At 58.6% G+C, this 20,866-nt stretch carries 18 protein-coding genes and 2 pseudogenes; 9 read left to right on the top strand and 11 right to left on the bottom strand.

Features of this window, described 5'->3' with window-relative positions; translation table 11 throughout:
- The 4 genes from B7X30_RS09765 to B7X30_RS09750 all read right to left on the bottom strand — a co-directional run.
- A partial coding sequence (locus tag B7X30_RS09765) for a DUF3987 domain-containing protein (RefSeq protein WP_286730385.1) occupies nt 1-366 on the bottom strand: 366 nt, incomplete at its 3' end.
- Nucleotides 333-662, bottom strand: coding sequence for a hypothetical protein (locus tag B7X30_RS09760; protein WP_286730384.1), 330 nt, complete (start codon nt 660-662; stop codon nt 333-335). The genes B7X30_RS09760 and B7X30_RS09765, both read right to left, overlap by 34 nt.
- On the bottom strand, nt 659-1,405 hold the full coding sequence (locus B7X30_RS09755) for a hypothetical protein (RefSeq protein ID WP_286730383.1): 747 nt from the start codon (nt 1,403-1,405) through the stop codon (nt 659-661). The genes B7X30_RS09760 and B7X30_RS09755 overlap by 4 nt, the downstream gene beginning before the upstream one ends.
- Before the next feature lie 89 nt (nt 1,406-1,494).
- Nucleotides 1,495-1,941 carry a hypothetical protein gene (locus B7X30_RS09750; protein WP_156053711.1) on the bottom strand — a complete coding sequence of 149 codons (447 nt, stop codon included), beginning with the start codon at nt 1,939-1,941 and terminating at the stop codon, nt 1,495-1,497.
- A gap of 348 nt (nt 1,942-2,289) precedes the next feature.
- Between B7X30_RS09750 and B7X30_RS09745 the strand changes: the two genes are divergently transcribed.
- Entirely contained in the window at nt 2,290-2,724 is a 435-nt protein-coding gene (locus B7X30_RS09745; RefSeq protein ID WP_286730382.1) for a putative toxin-antitoxin system toxin component, PIN family, read from the top strand.
- Nucleotides 2,724-2,990, top strand: a complete 267-nt coding sequence (locus B7X30_RS09740) for a YlcI/YnfO family protein (protein ID WP_286730381.1) — start codon at nt 2,724-2,726, stop codon at nt 2,988-2,990. Before B7X30_RS09745 ends, B7X30_RS09740 begins: the two co-directional genes overlap by 1 nt.
- A 182-nt stretch (nt 2,991-3,172) precedes the next feature.
- Here B7X30_RS09740 and B7X30_RS09735 read toward each other — a convergent pair whose 3' ends face one another.
- Both B7X30_RS09735 and B7X30_RS15750 read right to left on the bottom strand, forming a co-directional pair.
- Entirely contained in the window at nt 3,173-3,772 is a 600-nt protein-coding gene (locus B7X30_RS09735; protein ID WP_286730380.1) for an undecaprenyl diphosphate synthase family protein, read from the bottom strand.
- Nucleotides 3,773-4,261: 489 nt separating this feature from the next.
- Nucleotides 4,262-4,662, bottom strand: a pseudogene (locus B7X30_RS15750) (recombinase family protein).
- A 361-nt stretch (nt 4,663-5,023) separates the two neighbouring features.
- Between B7X30_RS15750 and B7X30_RS09720 the strand changes: the two are divergent.
- The 7 genes and pseudogenes from B7X30_RS09720 to B7X30_RS09690 all read left to right on the top strand — a co-directional run bounded on the left by B7X30_RS09720 (nt 5,024) and on the right by B7X30_RS09690 (nt 14,505).
- Nucleotides 5,024-6,196, top strand: coding sequence for an alkane 1-monooxygenase (locus tag B7X30_RS09720; protein ID WP_286730379.1), 1,173 nt, complete (start codon nt 5,024-5,026; stop codon nt 6,194-6,196).
- A gap of 122 nt (nt 6,197-6,318) precedes the next feature.
- Nucleotides 6,319-7,344: a 2Fe-2S iron-sulfur cluster-binding protein gene (locus B7X30_RS09715; protein WP_286730378.1), complete on the top strand. Its 1,026-nt coding sequence runs from the start codon at nt 6,319-6,321 to the stop codon at nt 7,342-7,344.
- Between the two features lie 25 nt (nt 7,345-7,369).
- Nucleotides 7,370-9,049 carry a 3-(methylthio)propionyl-CoA ligase gene (locus tag B7X30_RS09710; protein ID WP_286730377.1) on the top strand — a complete coding sequence of 560 codons (1,680 nt, stop codon included), beginning with the start codon at nt 7,370-7,372 and terminating at the stop codon, nt 9,047-9,049.
- A gap of 96 nt (nt 9,050-9,145) precedes the next feature.
- On the top strand, nt 9,146-10,744 hold the full coding sequence (locus B7X30_RS09705) for a GMC family oxidoreductase (RefSeq protein ID WP_286730376.1): 1,599 nt from the start codon (nt 9,146-9,148) through the stop codon (nt 10,742-10,744).
- Nucleotides 10,745-10,785: 41 nt separating this feature from the next.
- Nucleotides 10,786-12,552 carry an aldehyde dehydrogenase family protein gene (locus B7X30_RS09700; protein ID WP_286730375.1) on the top strand — a complete coding sequence of 589 codons (1,767 nt, stop codon included), beginning with the start codon at nt 10,786-10,788 and terminating at the stop codon, nt 12,550-12,552.
- Between the two features lie 122 nt (nt 12,553-12,674).
- Nucleotides 12,675-13,554, top strand: a pseudogene (locus tag B7X30_RS09695) (IS5 family transposase).
- A gap of 270 nt (nt 13,555-13,824) precedes the next feature.
- Entirely contained in the window at nt 13,825-14,505 is a 681-nt protein-coding gene (locus B7X30_RS09690) for a TetR/AcrR family transcriptional regulator (RefSeq protein WP_286730374.1), read from the top strand.
- 475 nt (nt 14,506-14,980) lie between these two features.
- On the opposite strand, the gene B7X30_RS09685 is transcribed toward B7X30_RS09690, so the two are convergent.
- The 5 genes from B7X30_RS09685 to B7X30_RS09665 all read right to left on the bottom strand — a co-directional run.
- Nucleotides 14,981-16,027 carry a tyrosine-type recombinase/integrase gene (locus B7X30_RS09685; protein WP_286730373.1) on the bottom strand — a complete coding sequence of 349 codons (1,047 nt, stop codon included), beginning with the start codon at nt 16,025-16,027 and terminating at the stop codon, nt 14,981-14,983.
- Between the two features lie 239 nt (nt 16,028-16,266).
- A complete protein-coding gene (leuA, locus tag B7X30_RS09680) occupies nt 16,267-17,979 on the bottom strand; it encodes a 2-isopropylmalate synthase (RefSeq protein WP_286730372.1) in 1,713 nt (570 codons plus the stop codon).
- Between the two features lie 385 nt (nt 17,980-18,364).
- Entirely contained in the window at nt 18,365-19,942 is a 1,578-nt protein-coding gene (locus tag B7X30_RS09675; protein ID WP_286730371.1) for an NAD(P)H-hydrate dehydratase, read from the bottom strand.
- A gap of 16 nt (nt 19,943-19,958) precedes the next feature.
- Nucleotides 19,959-20,492, bottom strand: coding sequence for a chromate transporter (locus tag B7X30_RS09670; protein WP_286730370.1), 534 nt, complete (start codon nt 20,490-20,492; stop codon nt 19,959-19,961).
- On the bottom strand, nt 20,492-20,866 hold a 375-nt coding region (locus B7X30_RS09665), incomplete at its 5' end, for a chromate transporter (protein ID WP_286730369.1). The genes B7X30_RS09670 and B7X30_RS09665, both read right to left, overlap by 1 nt.

Raw genomic sequence — 20,866 nt, 5'->3', positions numbered from 1 at the left:
CGTCTTGGTGCGATGATCTTGGCTCATGGCATGCCCGGCAAGCATGACGCCCGCCTCGGTGGAAAACACGCCTTGCCCGGCAACCCCTTCGGCATAGGATCGGTGCAGGCCCTCGATAGTGATGTCGCCTGCCAGCCGGTAAGGGGCAGGGGGAGGGGACGCAGGCTTGGGGGCATTCTTGCTTCGCTCAGAGCAGGTTTCCTCGTACACCTCCACCTCACGCAGCCATGCCTGCCCCACTTCGCGTTGAAACTCATGGATCGCGCGCAGGGCCACGCGATCAGCCATGTCCTTACCATCGCCGGATCGCGCCACGGTCAAGCAATACAGGCTCAGGGGTCGGACTCCGCCGTCGATGGTGCGCACGTTGGCCCGCGCCCGGCCATGGCGGGGGATACTTGCGCACCGTAGGCCAAGTCACATGCCGCTTGCGCCAAGGGACCAAGCGCATCGGTCGGGTAGCCATCGCTGCCTGCGTCAAGCTCCGGTTTGAGTAACACTTCCGCCCGGCGGATCGCGGCAAGCAGCGGCAAAGGCTCTAATGCGGCTTCTGGCGTTTGTGGGGCAAGATGTTGACCAACACGCTCTGCCAGGGCGTCGAGAATGGACGCGCCACGCGCAGCGTGATCAAATTTTCGGGTTGCTTCGGCAATCACGCTCATGGCCGCATCCCCGCGAGTTGCACCCCGGCAAGAATCCGGGCGTGCGCCACGCTCACGCGCTGACGGTCAGGCTCGGGCAGGGTTTGGCCTTCGCGCAGCATCGCGGCAGCCATGCAGACGATCAGGCTTTCATGCTCGATAGCGCGCAGCACATCGACAGCAGGGAATGGGGCGCGTTCGCGCGGCCGGAGATGATCGACGGCTTGCGGGGGCAGGATGTCTTGCCAGACTAGCCCCACGGCTGCAAGAATGGCCTCGGCGTCGCAGCCCGCGAAACAATGAAAAAGTACGCGCCTATCGTCGAGTTCTCGAACCGAAAGGCTCGCGCGACAGTCGTCATGGGCGGGGCAACGCGCCAGCCACCGACCGGGGCCGGTGCGCTTGACGCCCGAAAGTCGATCAAGCAGGGTCAGGGCCGTCATCGCGCGCCTCCCGATCCGATGGTGGCGTGCGTTGCCACAGCCTTGCGGGGGCGGCCACGTTTGCGTGGTGATGATGCGGGAATCAGCTCTGCGCTGGGTCGCCAGGGCTGGCAGCATGACCACGACGCGCCCGCCGATATACGTTGTCGGCGGATAGTCGCCACGCTCGCGGCGCTTTTGTGCGGCGGTGATGCTGGTATAGCCCAGCGTCTGGCAAAGATAGGAGTCATCCAGGGCCATGACCATCGGCGCGCCCTGGGCGATCAATGCGCTGAAGAGCGTATCGACGCTAATTTCGTGGGTAGAACTATGGGGTGACATGGTCATCCTCCGTCATGCGCTGCTTGGGAGGTACGACGCGGGCTGCGCAGTGCGCAGCAAAACCGAGGAACGGAGTGCAGCCCGCGCGTCTAGGCGCGGGAGATCGGCGCGGGGACGACGCGCGCGGTGATGGCGATATGGGCGATGCGGCGGTGGGCGATGCGCACAGGCGGCAGGATGGCCGCCTTACACGTCAAGGCTTGCAGACGCGGCACGACCACTGCACGCAGTGCAGCGGCCACGCCTACGGCATCGATTGTCGCGCGTAGGGCTGAAGCGATCAGAGCGATGTTGGCGCGCGCAAACTCGCGCGCCTGACGCGCAAAAAAGCGTGGGACACCGGCGGAGGTTTCTGCCGCCGCAATGAGGGTAACGAGTAGCGCGATGATCGCCCAAGCCGCACCGGCCAAGATCGCCCCGTTTCCAGCAATCAAACCCATGCCAACGCCAGCCCCCAACACCGCCCCTAGGACAGGACGGTGCTTCACGATGGGCCGCTCCAATGCGGCGCGCAAAATCACGGGGCTAATCAACATGCGCTAAATGTAGTGCATGGCCTTGGTCCGGGCAACTACGGGTAGTGTTTCGATCTATGTTTTGTTGGTTTTTTCAATCTGGGCAAGGTAAGCCTAGGTTTCACCTGTCGCTCGCGCTCCAGGCGAAACCGGCTCCTTGGTCAGGCTGCGCCCGACACCCTGTTTTGTCCCGCGTTTCGGCATTACGCTTCTCACACGTTTTTGGAATCCGGGCGATTCTCGATGCGGGCGCCTTGTACCCAGCATCGACCCTCGCTGACCTCGACGACCTGCTGACCATACCTGCTGAGTGGCGCTGGTGGGCGGCCCTTTGGGCAAACAGATCTTGCTTGTTATATCATCGGCAGTATGAAAAAGCGCGTTGTGCTCGATACCAATGTCTTGGTCGCTGCGTCACGCAGTCGCCTTGGCGCATCGTTCGCTGTGCTACGCGCGATGCGTGAGGGCCAATTGTTGGCGCTGGCATCGGTGCCCCTGGTGCTTGAATATGAAGCCGTGCTCTCGCGCCCGGAGCAGCTCGCTGCGAGTCACAGGACGGCACCGATGGTGGAGGCTTTCCTGGACGCGTTCTGCCTGCTGGCCGAACCTGTGGAGTTGTTCTTTCTCTGGCGGCCGCAGCTCCGCGATCCTGCCGATGAGATGGTGTTGGAAACCGCGCTCAATGGCCGGGCCGAGGCGCTGGTCACACTCAATGGCCGCGATTTCGTGCCTGCCCATCGGTTTGGCCTTCCGGTCCTCACGCCCGGAGCCTTTTTGCAAACCCTTCAACTGGAGAGATTCTGATGGCCAACTATGCCTTGCGCGTGCCGGATTCGCTCATGGAGTACGCCAAGAAAGTGGCGCTCGATGAGCATGTCTCGATGAATCAGTTTTTTGTGACCGCCATTGCCGAAAAGGTGTCGGCGCTCAAGACGAGCGCTTATTTCGCGCAGCGGCGTGGCCGTGGTGATCTGAGCGGGTTCGATGCCTGGCTGGAGGCGAGCCCGGATGCTGTGCCGGTCCCTGGCGATGATTTGCTGCCCTGCAAGGCCCTGAATTCGGGCGATTAGACAATTTGGCGCAATATGTCTAGTCGGAGAGAGCATCAAAAATGCTGAACGTCCTGCATGCTATTGATCCGCCCCTGTGATGTCTGCATTTTTTCAGCCGTACATCAATGAGGCGTGTCACTCTAGCCTGAGGCGCTAGGGCGCTGCGTCGTTGCCGATACCGGCATGGCGGTGCGGCGCTTTCAGCCTCCGAGCGTCCGGTCCTGTTGGCCAAACCAAGCCAGCGCAGCGGCCAGGTGCTGAGGCTCGAAGTCGGGCCACAGCGCGTCCAGCACGAAAATGTCGGCATAGACTGACTGCACCGGCAAGAAGCCGCTCAAGCGCCGCCCACCGCCCCAGCGGACTACGAGATCCAGGCGCGAGACATCGGCCGACCGCAGTTGGCCTTCCTTCAGGCCGTCCAGATCCCACTCCCAGCCATAGTTCACGAGTAAATTAACTTTGATGCCTTCGCCCTGGCGGGTTCGAAATGCCGCCAGCTCCCCAGGAAACTGCTTGGACTTTTCGTCGCCAAGTACCAGCAGGGCGGCATCGCGGCGAGAGATCTCCCCCGCAAAGGCAACACACGCGGCCCGAAATTGATTGGCCTGCGCCGTTGGCCGCCGCGTGTTGTCCTGAGTGAACCCGTAGACCGAGACCTCCTCGACGCCGAGCGCCTTGCACGCTTCGAAGAGCGCCAGCCCCGGCGCAATGCCGCTGGCGTACCCTTGCTCCTTGGCAAGGCCATGTTGCACTGCCCAGCGCCGGTTGCCGTCCGGAATGAAACCGATGTGCCGGGGCAAGCGTGGTTGGCTGTGTGATTGGCTCTCCAGAGGGAAGCGCACTAGCTGGGCACTCATTGGTCCGCGTCGTTCACTGCGGACGTGTCGGCCCGGAATCGACGCCCCTTGACAGTTCGCTACGGTCGTCATCCGGTCGTGTTCAACGGCGATCGGGTCATCGCCCTGCCAAGCGGGTTCCACTGGCCGCGGAATCGGTGCCGACGAACAGCCTGGCGCTCGCCCTGATTGGGGCTCGGCACTATCGCGCGCGCAGGAAGGCATTGGCGGGCTCAACGTAGGCCGAAGTAGCCGGGTACGAAGACGACGATGACAACCGCGCCGACAAGCCAGATCAGTTGATTCATGATGGGTAAGCCTTGCCTGCGCTGATGTGTTCAAGCAAGACCAACCCGCGCAGAGTCTGCTGGTCCCACTTGGTGAAGGTACGCTTGGTCCGGCCGAACTTCTGTTCGGTGGCACACTGACAGGTGTGATTTTGCCGATGGCCACTCACACTCTCCGACTGGGATTTTCCAATGACCGTTTTTGAGAACTAAAGCAGTCGAGAATGCCGCGCCCATAAATCAACGGGTTGGAGCCCTCTGAATCCAGCGATAGATCGTCGGCACCGACACCCCGAGCGTTGCCGCTACATCCTTGCAGGCGTGCTCTGCGCCATGAGGTGCGGGCCGCCTCGATTTTGGCTGGTGTCATGCTGCGCTTGTGTCCACCAATGCGCCCCGCCTTGCGGGCTGCTTGCAATCCAGCCTTGGTGCGTTCCGCGATCAGCGCACGTTCCATCTGCTCCAGGCTGGCCATGACGTGGAAGGAAAACCCCCGGACGGGCTGGACGTGTAAATGGCCTCCGTCAGACTGTGGAACTGAATGCCCTGGGTCTGCAAGCCCTCCACCAGCTCCACCAGACCCTTGACCGTGCGCCCCGGCCGGTCAAGCTTCCTTCCACACCACTAGGGTGTCCCCTTCCCGCAGTTGCTCCATGGCCGATCAGCATGGCTTGGCCTGTGCATCCAGCCATGCATGTTTCTCGCGGCCCGCCTGGTCGAAGCTCTGCCGGGGCCAATCTCGTCGGTACTAACCCTGGTGACAGCGCCACAGCTTTGCACATAGGCTTCACCATTAGAGCAATTGCTCTAATTGATTTTCTGCTCGCTACGCATGTCCTGGAAACATTAGCGCATTGGTGGCCTTCAATTCGTGAAAGCTGACTACTGGGTAGCGCGTCCTCGTCTGGCAAACTAAGGAGCTAGAGAAATGTGGAAATATATTCGTTACTTCATGATGCCAACACTGTTGGTGGCGACCATCGCAGGCTTCATGCTCGGTGGACAGTGGTTGTGGTTCGGATTTAGTCTCACCCTCGTAGGTGTGGTCGGCGGCGATGCTATTGCTGGCAGGGACTTGAAAACGCCAGTGTACGGCCAGACGTGGATTTTTAATTTCGTCCAGATGGTCCTTAATTTCGCATTGCTTTTAGTGATGCTGATCGTATTTGCCTGGATGCTTGGTCGCCCGGGATCCGACTTCCTCGGTCTTGGGATGTTCGTCAAGTCATTGAGCGGTTGGGATATGCAAGCCGCGCGTGCGGCGACGAGTGGTTGGGATATCGCTGGCGGGGTGCTGGCATGCGGTCTGTTGGGTGCCACGTCGGGAACTGCCAATGGGCACGACCTAACGCACCGCACATGGGATAAAACGGCAATGTTGATCGGCCGGTGGATGCTGGCAATCAGTGGCGATGCGTCTTTTGCCATTGAGCATGTATATGGCCACCACGTCAACGTCGGCACCCCAAAAGATCCTGCAACAGCGAAGCGTGGAGAAAACATCTATGCATTCGTTATCCGCTCAACTGTCTTCAGCTATCTCAGCGCCTGGAAAATCGAGAAGGAGCGCCTGGCTAAGCGCGGACTGCCGGTGTGGTCATGGCGCAACCGCATGCACACTGGCAATCTCATGACCTTGACATACTTTGTTTTATTTTATCTGGCTGCCGGGTGGTTTGGGGTCTGCATCTATTTAATTACGATGCTGTGGACAAAGTCCATCCTCGAATTTGTTAATTATTTTGAGCACTACGGCATTGTCCGTGTGCCAGGCACAAAGGTGGAACCTCGTCATTCATGGAACTCGAATCAGCGCATCAGCGGATTCGTGCTCTACAACCTAACGCGCCATTCTCATCACCATGCGGAAGCCGATGTGCCGTTTTGGGAGTTGCGCCCATATCCAGATGCACCGATGCTGAACTATGGCTATCTCACGATGATTCTCATTGGGTTGGTGCCGCCACTCTATAAAAGGATGATGATTCCAAAGCTTAAGGATTGGGATCAGCATTTTGCTACCCCTGCTGAGCGCAAGCTAGCCAAGGATGCAAATCTCGCAAGTGGAATCCCGGATCTAATGAACACCGTGTCCGCCTGAATTTTACGCGGCAAGCAATCGCAGTTAGCGCTCTCGCGACGCCTGTCGCGATCCACTATATTTTCGGAGGGTCTGGTTTGTTCAGTTTTCTATCACGCAAATCTCGCGAACCACATGTCGCCGTGATCGAGCCTAGTGGATCACATGTCGCGATTGCTCCCTCCGAAACCCTTTTGCAGGCAGCACTAGCTGCTGGCATACGCTTTCCACATAATTGTCGTGTTGGCAGTTGCGGCACTTGTAAATGCCGATTAATTGAGGGAAAAGTGCACCAGTTGACGGATGCATCCTATGTACTGAGCACAGAGGAACTCCAGCAGAACTACATCTTGGCGTGTCAGGCACAGGCGAAGACCGACATCCGGGTGATCGCTGAAGGCATCGATACGCGTGTTGGAGTCACCGTCAAGTCGATGGGTGCTATTGTGGAATCGGTGTGGCCGCTCACCCATGATATCGTCGAGTTGTCACTGCGACTCGATGAGCCGTTGACCTATACCGCTGGACAATATGCCGACCTTTTTTTGCCGGGCATGACGAGACCTCGAAGCTACTCGTTTGCCCGAGCTCCTGAGGATCGTCCGCAGCAATTGGCGAGTTTTTACGTTCGGCGCATTCCTGATGGGAAGTTCAGTAACTGGGCACACGGCGATAGCTGTGTCGGCTCACGCTTGACCATATCCGGCCCGTTTGGCTCGTTCTGCCTACGAAGCGACACATCCCCCATTCTTTGCATCGCCGGCGGGAGCGGTCTCGCACCGGTCAAGGCGATGCTCGAGCAAGCTTTCCGCGATGAGTGTGCTCGGCCTGTTTTATTCCTGTTCGGTGCACGCACCCAAAATGATCTGTACTGTCTAAAGGAAATGGGCCGCCTCTCGGCGCAATGGAAAGCGGACTTCCAATTTATTCCGGTGCTCTCCAACGAAGCTGCCGACAGCCATTGGCAAGGGCAGCGTGGCATGGTCACGGAACAATTGGGCAAGGTAAATTTTGATCTATCGTCTTGCCAGGCCTATTTATGCGGTCCGCCGCCGATGGTGGATGCCGCTATCTTCGCATTACGCCAAATCGGATTGGTCGAAAGTAGGATTTTCTTTGATCGGTTTATTGATGCCAGTGAGTCCGCGCTAGGCACATTGCAGAAATAATAATTAAATAAAAAAGGAAAATATCATGTCTTTCTCCAATTCGGAAGGCTCGTTGTCCGATTTGCCAAAGAGTCCGATCATGGGTCAGATGATGAGTCAGCCTTTGCTCATCTCCAGCATCATTGCGCACGCAGATCGGTATTTCGGAAATAACGAAATAGTATCGCGCAGGGTTGAAGGGGATCTCCACCGTTACACATATCGCGATTGCCACAAACGCGCACGACAATTGGCCAATGCGCTGAGCGGCCTTGGTGTCAGTTTTGGCGACCGCGTCGCCACGCTGGCGTGGAACGGTTATCGCCACATGGAGGCATATTATGCCGTCTCGGGCTCCGGTGCAGTACTTCACACCATCAACCCGCGCCTGCATCCCGAGCAGATCGTCTTCATCGTCAATCATGCCGAAGATCAGTACCTGTTGTTCGATATGACCTTCCTGCCGCTGGTGAAGGCCTTCGCGCCGCACTGCAAAACGATCAAGGGTTATATTGCAATGTGCGATCGCGACCGGATGCCGGCCGAAACCGGCATCGATCATCTGCTGTGTTACGAGGATTTAATAGAGGGCAGTTCAGATCAATATTCATGGCCGGTGTTTGATGAAAATTGCGCATCGAGTCTTTGCTATACATCTGGCACGACCGGCCATCCGAAGGGAGCCCTGTATTCTCATCGGTCGACGGTGCTGCATTCCTATGCATCGGTCATGCCGGATGCCCTGAATGTATCGTCGCGCGATTCGGTGCTTCCGGTTGTCCCGATGTTTCACGTCAATGCCTGGGGTTTGCCCTATTCGGCACCGATGACCGGCGCCAGACTGGTGTTCCCAGGGCCTGCGTTGGACGGCAAATCACTTTACGACTTGCTGGAGCAGGAGAAAGTCACGCTCGCAGCCGGTGTTCCGACGGTTTGGCTTGGGCTGCTGACCTACGCCGGTCAAAACAATCTCACGTTCTCGAGCTTCAAGCGCACCGTCATTGGCGGCTCGGCCTGTCCATCAGTGATGATGAAAACCCTCCGCCATCAATACGGCATCGAGGTTGTCCATGCCTGGGGAATGACAGAAATGTCACCATTGGGATCGGCCTGCACGCTTCAGGCCAAACATCTGGGTCTGTGCGAGAAGGCACAGGAGGCCATCCTGGGAAAGCAGGGTCACGCCATATTTGGTGTCGATATGAAGATCGTCTGCGACGAAGGCCAGGAACTACCTTGGGATGGGAAAACCTACGGCAACCTGCTGGTCAAAGGGCCTTGGATCATCAATAGCTATTTCAAGGAAGATAATGCCCACGTCTTACAAGATGGCTGGTTCCCAACTGGTGATATTGCAACGATCGATTCTGATGGTTATATGCAAATTACCGATCGCAGTAAGGACGTGATCAAATCCGGCGGCGAATGGATCAGCACAATCGAGCTTGAAAACATCGCAATATCCCATCCATCGGTATTGCTGGCGGCATGTATCGGCATTTTCCACCCCAAATGGGATGAGCGGCCATTACTGGTCGCCGTCAAGAAACGAGGCGCAATCCTCACAAGGGAAGAGCTGCTTAAATTCTATGATGGAAAAATTGCGAAATGGTGGACGCCAGACGATGTGCTATTTGTGAATGATCTACCTATGGGGGCTACGGGTAAAATTCTAAAAAACAAATTACGCGAGCAACTCAAAAATTATCAACTTACAGACGCTTAAGCCAAAAATAATAACGAAGCGATGGCTTTGCGGCAAGCTATCGCATGAACCCTCAAATGCCCATTTCCCCACATTCAAAATTCATCGGAGACAAACATGAATGGCATTGAATTGGATTACATCATCATTGGCGGTGGGTCGGCTGGCTGTGTCATGGCGGGCCGCCTAAGTGAGGATCCAAAGGTTAGCGTTGGATTATTGGAGGCAGGTGGCAAAGGTGATAGCTGGCTGGTAAAAACACCCGCCGGGATGGTGGCCATGCTTCCGACCCATCTTAACAATTATGCATTCAAAACGATGCCGCAAAGCGCTTTAAATGGCCGCCGTGGCTATCAGCCACGTGGCAAGGCACTGGGCGGGTCATCCGCCATTAATGCCATGGTCTATATTCGTGGCCATCGTTCGGACTATGACCACTGGGCTTCTATGGGGAACACCGGATGGTCATATGAAGATTTGCTTCCTTATTTTATTCGAAGCGAACACAATAATGCGATCCATAACGATTTGCATGGGCAAGGCGGACCATTACAGGTTTCAAATCTGCAAACAGATAATCCATTCCATGACATTTATCTTAATGCCGCACGCCAGACAGGTTACCCCATTAATAGAGATTTTAATGGGCGTGAGCAGGAAGGCATTGGCATTTACCAGGTGACACAAAAGAATGGGGAGCGCTGGAGTGCGGCGCGTGGGTACCTCCATCCCCATATCGGAGTCCGAAAAAACTTGCACATAGAAACAGGGGTTACCGTCACAAAAATTCTCTTTGAAGGGCGACGTGCCATTGGCGTGGAATGCATGCAGGGTGGGAGTCGCCGTGTGTTCAAGGCGCGGCGGGAGATCATTCTTTGCGCCGGCGCATTTCAATCTCCTCAGTTACTGATGCTTTCGGGGGTTGGTCCTGGTGCACATTTGCGCGGTCATGCTATTCCGGTGGTGCACGATTTGCCGGGCGTAGGCCAGAATCTGCAGGATCACCCGGATTTCATCTTCGGCTATGAAGCTAAGAGTCTGGATCTTCTGGGCATCTCACTGCGGGGCACTCTGCGAATGACGACAGAGATTTGGAAGTACTTTCGAAAGCGGCGTGGTATGCTGAGCAGTAATTTCGCTGAAGGCGGCGGTTTTTTGAAAACAGACCCCGCATTACAGGCACCTGATATCCAACTTCATTTTGTCGTCAGCCTCGTCGACGACCATGCGCGCAGGCTACACGCAGCGCACGGTTATTCTTGTCACGTCTGCGTATTGCGACCCAAAAGCCGTGGCCAAGTTTCATTGGCCAGTCGCGACCCTATTCAAGCCCCCAACATCGATCCCGCGTTTCTCGTACATCCGGACGACATGGACACGCTGGTAAAGGGCTTCAAGATGACACGCAAGTTAATGGATGCACCTGCGCTTGCACAAATTCGCCACAAAGACCTATTTACAGCCGACGTTCGCACGGATCAAGACATTCGCGATGTGCTGCGGGCTCGCACAGATACCGTTTATCACCCAGTAGGCACGTGTAAGATGGGAATTGATGCTATGGCTGTCGTTGACCCTCAATTGCGAGTTCACGGCATTCAGGGTTTGCGTGTTGTCGATGGTTCAGTCATGCCGACACTGATTGGGGGCAACACCAATGCTCCGATCATTGCGATCGCAGAGAAGGCTGTAGACCTTCTACGTGCGGCGAGCTGAAGCGAACTGAACCAACTTGTGGCGACAGACCGAGACGCACCATGAACCTCATCTTCCAAGAATTTTCCGCGGGCGCTACCCAGATCTCTGCAGAAGAAGCGTTTCCAGACCTAGATCGCGACCTTCAACAACTGGCCGAGAACCGTGACCATTGGGTGAAAACAAGCGTAGCAGAGCGTATCGCGATCCTGGCTGAAATCAAGGAAGCGCTCTGGCCTGTGTCAAAGTCTTGGGCCGAAACCGCCGCCCGCAAAAAAGGTATTGCGATCGGCTCGCCTTTAGAAGGTGAGGAGTGGATCTCCGGGCCCTACGCAGTCATGAGTTACTGCAATCAGATGATGACGACCCTGTCCCGGGTCTCAGGCAAGCACCATCTTGATCATGTGCCTTTGCGGGAGCTCCCGAACGGTCAGTTGGCCGCAACCGTGTTGCCACGCTCAGTCTGGGACCATCTGCTTTTCAGTGGGGTGAAGGTTGAAATCTGGATGGAACCTGGCGTCAACCGGAACAACCTGTCGCAGCACACGGCATCGGCCTACGATTCAACCAGTCCCGATCACCAGAAGGGGCGGGTGTCGTTGGTGCTGGGAGCCGGGAATATCGCCGCCATCGCGCCACTGGATGTCTTTCATAAATTGTTTGCCGAAAATGAGGTGGTCATCCTGAAGATGAACCCGGTGAACGATTACCTGATCGAGTTTCTCCAGCCGGCGCTCAAACCACTGATTGACCGCGGCTTCCTCGTCATCGTGCGCGGTGGTACAGAAGTCGGGCAGTATTTATGCAACCACCGGCTGGTGGAGTCCATTCACATCACGGGCGCGGGCGCTTCGCACGACGCCATCGTCTGGGGCCCAGGTGATGAAGGACGCGCCAATAAGGCTGCCGGCACACGCAAGAACACGCGCGCCATCACCTCGGAATTGGGGGCCGTGTGCCCGACCATCGTAGTCCCTGGCCCTTGGTCTGCGGCCGACATCGCTTTCCAGGCCGAGCATGTGGCGACCCAGAAATTACATAATTCCGGGTTCAATTGCGTGGCTTGCCAAGTATTGGTGATGCCGCGTGACTGGGGTCAGAAGTTTGCCTTTTTGGACGCACTCGAGCGCATCATGGCAACGTCCGAAGCCCGTGCCCTGTACTACCCTGGTGCGAAGGAGCGACTGGCTGGGTTTGCAGCGAGCAATCGCTCAACCAAGGCCCTGCGCCGCACCGGTGGCGAAGATGTGCTGATCGCCCCTCTGGATGTGAAGAACAACGTATCCGCCAGATCCGTTGAAGTGTTTGCGCCGGCCCTGAGCGTCACGGAAATCGACGGCACTGATCCAGATTCCTATCTAAGGGATGCAATCCGATTTGTGAATGAGCAACTCTACGGAACATTGGGCGCCAACATCGTCGTTCACCCCGCGACTATCGCTCGCATGGGACGCCAACGCTTTGAGGATTTGCTTGCCGAGTTGCGTTATGGGACGATTGCAGTAAATGCGTGGACTGGTCTTGCCTTTCTGATGCCGCAGGCGCCCTGGGGCGCCTTTCCGGGGCACGACATCGCCGACGTCCAAAGCGGTATCGGCGTCGTACACAACACTTACCTTTTTGAAAAGCCGCAGCGTACTGTGGTTGAGGCCCCATTCAGGCCCTTTCCTCGTAATCTGTTGAGTTTGTCGTTTACACTGCTGCCGCGCCCGCCTTGGTTTGTGACCAACCGCAAATCCCGTATCCTGGGTCGTTTGCTGCTGGCTTTCGAATATCGCCCAGGATTTTTCAAGATTCCCCGCATCTTCCTAAATGCGCTGCTTGGGTGAATTTTGATATGTATCATTTATCGTAGAGGGTTCTCCTGCGCCGCGACGCCTCTGGGGCACCTCGAAAAACCTCCTCGTCCCTGGCATGATGTGGCCGATGTCGAGGGCATGAGGAAGTGGAGATGATCAAGGTCAGTCTGTTCGCGGAACAAGAGCGCGAGACGAAACTGGACAAGATCGGCGACGCGCTGAGCAAGCTGGCCGCGCACGTGGACTTCCCGGCGCTGGCCGCAGAGATCGACGCGGCGGCGCCTCGGCTGGCCGCGAACGCGGCGGCCGGCCGCCGTTTCCGACTGGACCTTCAAAGAACGGCTGATCAAGGCCGGCGCCACCGCGCGGATCTTCGAGGCAGTGAGCCGACAACTCGACCGCCACGGCTACATCGCGCGTGGCGGGCAGATGATCGATGCCATCATCGTGCCGGTGCCCAGGCAGACGCTGACCAGGGACGAGAAAGAGATGATTCAGCAGGACGCGATGCCGGCCGAGTGGTCGGCCCCGAAGCGTCGGCAGAAGGACGTGCAGGCGCGCTGGACCCAGAAGCACGGCAAGAGCTCCTTCGGCTACAAGCTCTCGAGCAGCGTGGACGGGCGGCACAAGCTGATCCGCCGCGTGCACGTGAGCACGGCCAGCGAGCACGACGCCCTGCACTTCGAGCAGGTGCTCGACGCCGGCAACACCTGCCGCGATGTCTGGGCCGACAAAGGCTATGTCGACGGTGAGCGCGAACAGCGCCTGACGGCCCGGGGCTGGCGCATGCATATCCAGCGCAAGGGGCAGGCTGGCAAGCCACTGTCGGATTGCCAGGAGCGACGCAACCGTCGCATCGCCAAGACACGCGCCCGGGTGGAGCATGTGTTCGCCAGCCTGGCGCAGATGGGCGGCAAGGCGCTGCGCAGTATCGGCCTGGAACGGGCGACGCTGCATCTGAACTGGAAGGCCACCGCGTATAACCTGCGACGCCTGTGCACGCTGATGGAGGTCGGCCCAGCGCCATTCTGACGCCCGAAGTGGGCCTGGAGCGGTCGAAATCGACCGGATCCGAGCGCCAGAGGGCACAAAGATCCCCGCGCTGCCCTTCGCAGGGCCCGGAACTGGGCTCGATTGCGGCGTCATCATGGCGAGGTCAGCGCAAAAATCGGGTAATTCGAGGTGCCCTCTGGTATAATGAAGCATCAGACTTGATGCTGATCTTTATATTTCGTCGATTCCCCTGTGTCTATTGCGAAATGCCAGCACTCGTGATTTCGTCCAGCGTGAGAGATTCATAACATGGCCCAAAAAAAACGGGCGATTCCCCTCTCGGAACCAAAGGGTAACCGTTATCGCATCATCGAAGCGGCACTCGAGATGTTCAACACCCACGGTGAACGCAACATCACGACGAATCATGTTTGCGAGCAAACGGGTATTAGCCCTGGCAATCTTTATTATCATTTTCGAAGCAAGCAGGAAATTATTTATGAGATCTACCTTCGCCTCGAAGAAGATCTCCTTTCGACCCTGAATATTCCGCCTGAACGGCAACTCTCAGTTAATGATATTTTTATCTATGTAAACGGCCTATTTCAAACAGTTTGGAAGTATCGTTTTTTCTTTCGTGACCTGGCTTGGATGGTTGAAAATGTGCCGGGCCTTCAGGCGAGATATATTAAATTTTCTGAGCGCGTGGTGGAAAAGGGCAATGCCATTTATTCTGACCTAGTCAAGATGGGCGTTATGAGCGCCTCCTATAGCGAAATTCAATTTCTGACGGTAAATAGTTGGGCCCTGCTCACGTATTGGTTGACGTATGCCCGCATACACATCTCTGACGCCAATGACGAGGCAATTATTGTTTTTGGCATAAGACATTTTGTGGCATTATTCTATGCGTATCTTCTTCCGGATTCAAAAATTTATATTGACCAGTTGATGGGAAGCCAGTGGGTTTATGAAAAGGCGAAGGATTAAACTAAAGAGCACCTCGAATTACCCGGTTTCTGAGCTGACGCCCTGTGACGAGGCAGCGATTGCGTGTATTTTCGAGAGATTTCGGGATTGGTCGGCCAGCTTTTCCGCCTTCTTTGGCGCCGAACGGGTCGCTTCCGACCGATTCCGGCCCATTTCGGGCGTCAGAACGGTTGCGGACCGACCTCCATCAGCGTGCACAGGCGCCGCAGGTTGTAGGCGGCGGCCTTCCAGTGCAGGTGCAACGTGGCACGCGCCAGACCGATGGTGCGCAACGCCTTGCCCCCATCTGCTCCAGGCTGCCTTCAGGAGGGTCGGTCGTCGAGGCGGCACCAGCCGTTCCTCTCGCCGCCATCAACCTGCATGTGGCAGTTCAAGCAGCCTGATTGCTTGACCGAGACAGTACCAACAAGCAATTCCAACATTCCATTTCAGATGCCCCTGCCTCGCTCGTGGTGGTTGTCGCTTGAGTGCTTGCTTACCCCAACTTCTGCGCCAACTTCTCCGCCTCGATGTGGGTGTAGCGCTTGAGCATGGCGAGTGACTTGTGGCCGGTCATCGAAGCCACTTCCATGACGCCAAGACCTTTCTCGAACAAACGCGACGTTGCCTCGTGGCGTAAGTCATGGAAGCGTAGGTCGATCAGGAATGTGGGGTCGGGCTTGGAGTTGGATGCCGTGCAGTCAGTTTGATACGCCGCCAGCGCACGCACCTTGCAACGCGTCCATGCCTTCTCGAAACTGTCCTTGTTCTGCCAACCGAACACCCGGCCATCAATGCGGCGGGGCAGGGTGCGCAGGGCGTCCAGGGCTGCGCTGGACAATGCCACGGTTCGACTTTCACCATTCTTGGTGTCCACCAGATGCGCGGTGCGTCGCGCCAGATCGATGCGAGACCATTCCAGACCTAGCAGTTCACCCAGGCGCATGCTGGTCTCGACGGCCAGCGTGATGATCTGCGGCAGGCCCACCACTTGCGACCGCGCGGCAGCCGCGCCGCGCCGCAAGGCATCAAGTTCACCGGGCCGCAGCCGACGATCACGTCCCTTTGGCTTTATCGGCTTGCGAATCGCGCGCACCGGGTTGCCCGCAGGCAAGGTAATGGACATTTCCTGCTCGGCATAAGTGAACAGGTTCGAGAGCGCTGCAAGCCGATGGATAACGGACTGCGCCGCGTAACCTGCCTCGACGAGCTCATTGCGCCACGCCGCCACATCGACACTTCGCACGGCGCTCAGGAATGACGCGCCGAACCGCTCACGTACCACGCGCAGGTTCGACGCCGCACTATGATCCTTTTTCATCGGCAACACATGCTTTGTGTAAAGGGCCACAACCTGATCGATGGTGGTCTTCCCTGCATCGTCGCGTAGCACGGCACGATTGCCGCGTTGGACTTCGCGCTCGACCTCGCGAGCCCAGGCTTCGGCATCGACTTTCAGATCAAAGGTGCGCGAAATGGACGGCATACCGCGCTGCCTGATTTGTGCGCGCCAACCGTTTTTACGCTGCTCGAAGTAGGCCATCAATTCCCCCTAGATTCCCCCAAATGAGGTAAATAATTCATGCAGAGCAAGTGTTCATGCGGGTTCCAGCCTACTACATATCGGAATGGGGTGCAGGGGGTCGGAGGTTCGAATCCTCTCGCCCCGACCAAAATTACTAAGTAAATGACCAGTCGTCAGATCTGATCATTGACGGAAAAGCAATACAAAAGCCCGCTAAAGCGGGCTTTTTCTTTTGGTTCGCATTCCCCACTAAGGGTTCAAGCTACTGCACGCAATGGGGCTTGCAGGGATTCCAGATGCTGCCGCGCCTCGGCTTCTGGCAGGCGCTGCAGCAGGCGATTGGCGCCGGAGATCAACGCGCGCACGGAGGCGGTGACGATGTTGGCGTCCATGCCCACTCCGTAGGTGCTGGTGGCCGTTCCTGCGATGGCCATTTCGACGATGGCCGAGGCTTTGGCATCCGCGCCGAGGCCGAGTGCGCGCTCTTCATAGCTGTGCACGGCCAGTGGCAGGCGCAGGGCATGGATGGCCGCGTCGATGGGGCCGTTGCCTTCGCCTGTGAGGCTCAGACGTTTGCCATCCACTTCGATTTCGAGGCGAACGCCTTGGCGCTCGCCGTGGTCGCTGAGGTGGTAGCTGTGCAGGTGCAACGGCTGCCCAATCTGCACATACTCTTCATTGAACATCTGCCAGAGTTGTTGTGCGGTGACTTCAGCGCCAGTGGCGTCGGTGTGTTTTTGCACCACGCCGCTGAACTCGACCTGCAAACGGCGGGGCATGACCAGACCGTAGGTGGCTTCGAGCAGATAGGCGATGCCGCCCTTGCCGGACTGGCTGTTGACGCGGATGACCGAATCGTAGGCGCGGCCGAGATCGGCCGGATCGACGGGGAGATAGGGCACTTCCCACAGGGCATCGTGACGTTGTGCGGCCAGACCTTTTTTGATGGCGTCCTGATGTGAGCCGGAGAAAGCGGTAAACACCAGATCACCTGCATAGGGGTGGCGGGGATGCACGGGCAACTGTGTGCATTCCTCCACGGTGCGCGCCACGGCGTTGATGTTCGAAAAATCCAGCCCCGGGTTCACGCCTTGCGAATAGAGGTTGAGCGCAAGGGTGACCAGATCGACATTACCGGTGCGTTCGCCATTGCCGAACAGGCAGCCTTCCACGCGGTCGGCGCCAGCCATCACGCCGAGCTCTGCAGCGGCGACGGCGCAGCCCCGATCATTGTGCGGATGCAGCGACAGGATGATGCTGTCACGCTTGTCGAGATGGCGGTGCATCCATTCGATCTGGTCGGCATAGATGTTGGGGGTGCTCATCTCGACCGTGGCCGGCAAGTTGAAAATGATCTTGTTTTCCGGCGTGGGCTGCCAGACTTCGGTCACGGCGTTACACACCGAGACGGCAAAGGGCAATTCGGTGCCGCTGAACACCTCGGGGCTGTACTGGAAGGTCCATTGGGTTTCCGGGTGCTCGGCAGCGATCTGCTTGATGAGTTTGGCCGCATTCACCGCGATCTGCGTGCAGCCCGCTTCGTCGACGTTGAACACGATGCGTCGGAAATTTGGGGCCGTGGCGTTGTACACATGCACGATCGCCCGCTTGGCGCCCCGCAGTGAGTCGAAGGAGCGGCGGATGAGATCTTCGCGCGCTTGGGTCAGCACTTCGATGGTGACGTCGTCGGGTATATGGTCGCCCTCGATGAGTTCGCGCACAAAATCGAAATCGGTTTGCGAGGCAGACGGAAAGGCCACTTCGATCTGCTTGACGCCAACGGCGCACAGCATCTTGAACATGCGCATCTTGCGCTGTGCATCCATGGGTTCGAACAGCGCCTGATTGCCGTCGCGCAGATCAGTGCTCATCCAGATCGGCGGCTGGGTGATGACCCGATCGGGCCAGGTACGGTTTTTCAGATCGATCTGAGGAAAGGCGCGGTATTTGGTGTTCGGTTGCTTCAACATGAGGTCATCTCCAGAAAGCGAATGGGGTTGCGCAGGGCATAGAGGGTGCGACGATGGGGCGGTTGGGCTGTCGCGGGTGCAGGGCCCGACCGCCGGTGGGTAGTCGTCTCAGATCGGTGCAGAAAATCGTCATGGCAAGCGCATATAAAAGAAAAGCGCCCGGTGGCTTAAGCCGCGGGCGCTTGGGATTTGGAAAACGAGATGAAAACGTCAATCAGTCGCGCGCGGCATTAAATGGCAAAGCCAGTAGTAGACCGCCCAGTAGCAAAGCCTCGCAAGCGCCCTCGCCGCCTCCGAAAGACCGAACACTGACATCACGCGCAACTTCAGCGTTGATTGATAACTTTGAGGCGAAAGGAATGCGAGACATAGACATGAGAGCAAGTTAGCAAAAGTCTGCATTTTCGTCAATGCCAGGGCGGGGACGACGACAGGGTAAATCGGCCCAGCTTGCCGCCATCCACAACGGCAGTGTGGCGGCGGTGAGTCCGCCGGGGCCGTGTTTGCGGGCGTAGTGGATAGCCGCTTGGCCGTGCAGCCAGACGGCAGCGAGCACTGATGAAGCCTTCCCTGTTGCTGCGAGCAGGGCGGCCGCGCTGCCGGCCAGCACATCGCCGCTGCCTGCCGTGGCCAATAGGCCATTGCCGGTGGCATTGATCCACGCTGTTTGTTGCGGCGAGACGATGACGGTGCCGTGACCCTTGAGCACAATCCAGCAGGCGAAGCGCTGAGCCAGGGTGCGCGCAGCGGTGAGACGGTCCGACTCAATCGCCTGTACCGAGACGCCCAACAGTCGGGCGGCCTCGAGGGGGTGGGGCGTCAATAGGGTTGTGATGGGGTTGCGTTGCCGTAGCAGGGTTTGCAGCGAATCAGTCGCGGCCAGGAGGTTGAGCGCGTCGGCGTCGAGCACCAGGGGAACGGGTTGGGCCAGGGCCTGCGCCAAGTAGGTGCGGGCGGTGTCTTCGCAACCGGCGCCGGGGCCGACGAGCAGGCAGGTTCGGCCGCCTTGCGCGTCGAGCAACGCGGCGGGGGAGCGCAGCATCAGTTCTGGCGCCAGCAGATCTACGGCGGGGGCTTGGTGATCGAGCAGGCCGACGAACACTCTGCCGGCGCCGAGCTGGGCTGCTGCGCGGGCGGCGAGCAGGGCAGCGCCTGTCATGCCGGCGGCACCTCCGATCACCGCGACGTCGCCCCGCTGGCCCTTGTGGGCGGACTGTGCCAAGTCGGGCAGCAGAGGGCGAATCAGATCGGCGCCGAGCCAGGTGGCATCAATTGCTACCTGCGGATGATGCGTTGCCGCACTGACGCCGAGATCGTCATGCCACAGCGTGCCGCACAAGCTTGATGCGGGGCCGGTGCATAAACCGGGCTTGAGCCCGAGCAGGCTGAGAGTCACGTTGGCGCGCACGCAGACGTCGGTTGCGGCGCCGGTGTCGGCATCCAGCCCCGAGGGCAGATCGACGCTGAGCACGGGGGCGCCGCGCTGCGCGTTGAGCCTTTGAATGATCTCGGCCATCTGCGCTCGCATGGGGCCCCGCAGGCCGAGGCCCAGCAGCGCGTCGATGTAGAGATCGGCCTCGGGTAAGGTGCTGTGATCGTCCCAGGCGCACCGAACCTCAGCCGCCAGCGCCTGCGTCCAGGCCCACGCGGCGTCGGCGGGCAGGCGAGAGCGCCATTCGTTCAGCGTCTTGGCGCCGCAGGCGAGGACGAGCACGTCGCGTCCGGCCTGGTGCAACTGTGTGGCCGCCACCAGGCCGTCGCCGCCGTTGTTTCCCGCGCCCGCGAGCACGACGACGCGTCTTGCGTGCGGAAAGCAAGCCTGCGCCAACCGGGCCACGGCACTACCCGCGCGCTGCATGAGGCTGTGCGGGGGTAATGTGCGCGCGGCCTCGGATTCGATCTGGCGCAGCGCGTCGACGCGATACACCGGCTCGGATTGCAGGGGGCTGATGCGTTTGAGCATGTGCGTAATTTCTCCCTCAAATGAAGCCGAGCAGACCCAACAATGCCCCGGCGAGCAGTAGCCATAAGGGGTTGAGCCGTGTGCGGACGACCAGCACGACGCTAAGCAGCATGAGCGCGATGCGCTGCCAATTGGTGGCTTCCTGCCGCGCCAGCAGCCAGCCGGAGGAAAGCAGCAGGCCGACGGTGATGGGCGCCATGCCATCGTGCATGGCACGTACCCAGTGGCGATCCTTGTGAATCCGGCTGTAGCGGAAATAGGCCACGGTCATGAGCGATGACGGCAGAATCAGCCCGATGGCTGCCAGCAGGGCGCCGGGCAGCCCGAGAATCTGCCAGCCGAGCAGGGCGGAGAACAGAATCATGTTGGGGCCGGGAGAAGCCTGCCCCAGCGCCAGGGCCGAGGTAAACGCCGAATCGCTGAGCCAATGTTGCTCCACCACCAGATAGCGGTGCATGTCGGGCAGCAGGCCGATGGCGCCGCCCACTGAAAGCACAGACCACAGCAGAAAATGGCCGAAAAAAGCCAGGGCGACAGAGAGGGTGTGCATCAGGCCCTCCGAATGCGCCACCAGGCCAGTGCTACGGCAATCGGCCCGAGCACGACCAAGACCCAGAGCAGGTTGATACGCAGCAGGCCCACCCCGGCAAAAGCCAGCCCCGCCCAGCCCCAGTTGGGCAGGTCATGGCGAATGGCGGGAAAGAGCTTGATGGCCATGGCAATCACTAGTCCGGCCACCACGGCAGACATCCCCTGCAATGCATGGGCCACTGCGGGCGTGCTGGCGTATTGGGCGTAGGCGATGGCAACGAGGAAGATCAGCACCAGCGGCGCGACCAGCATGCCCGCCAGGGCCACGGCCGCCCCGCGCCAGCCGAAGAAATGCTGCCCGACCATCAGGGCAAGATTGATCAGGTTGGGCCC

It is taken from the genome of Thiomonas sp. 13-64-67 (genome assembly GCF_002282795.1).
Lineage (GTDB): Bacteria > Pseudomonadota > Gammaproteobacteria > Burkholderiales > Burkholderiaceae_C > Thiomonas > Thiomonas arsenitoxydans.
This window is presented reverse-complemented; position numbering and strand designations above follow the sequence as displayed.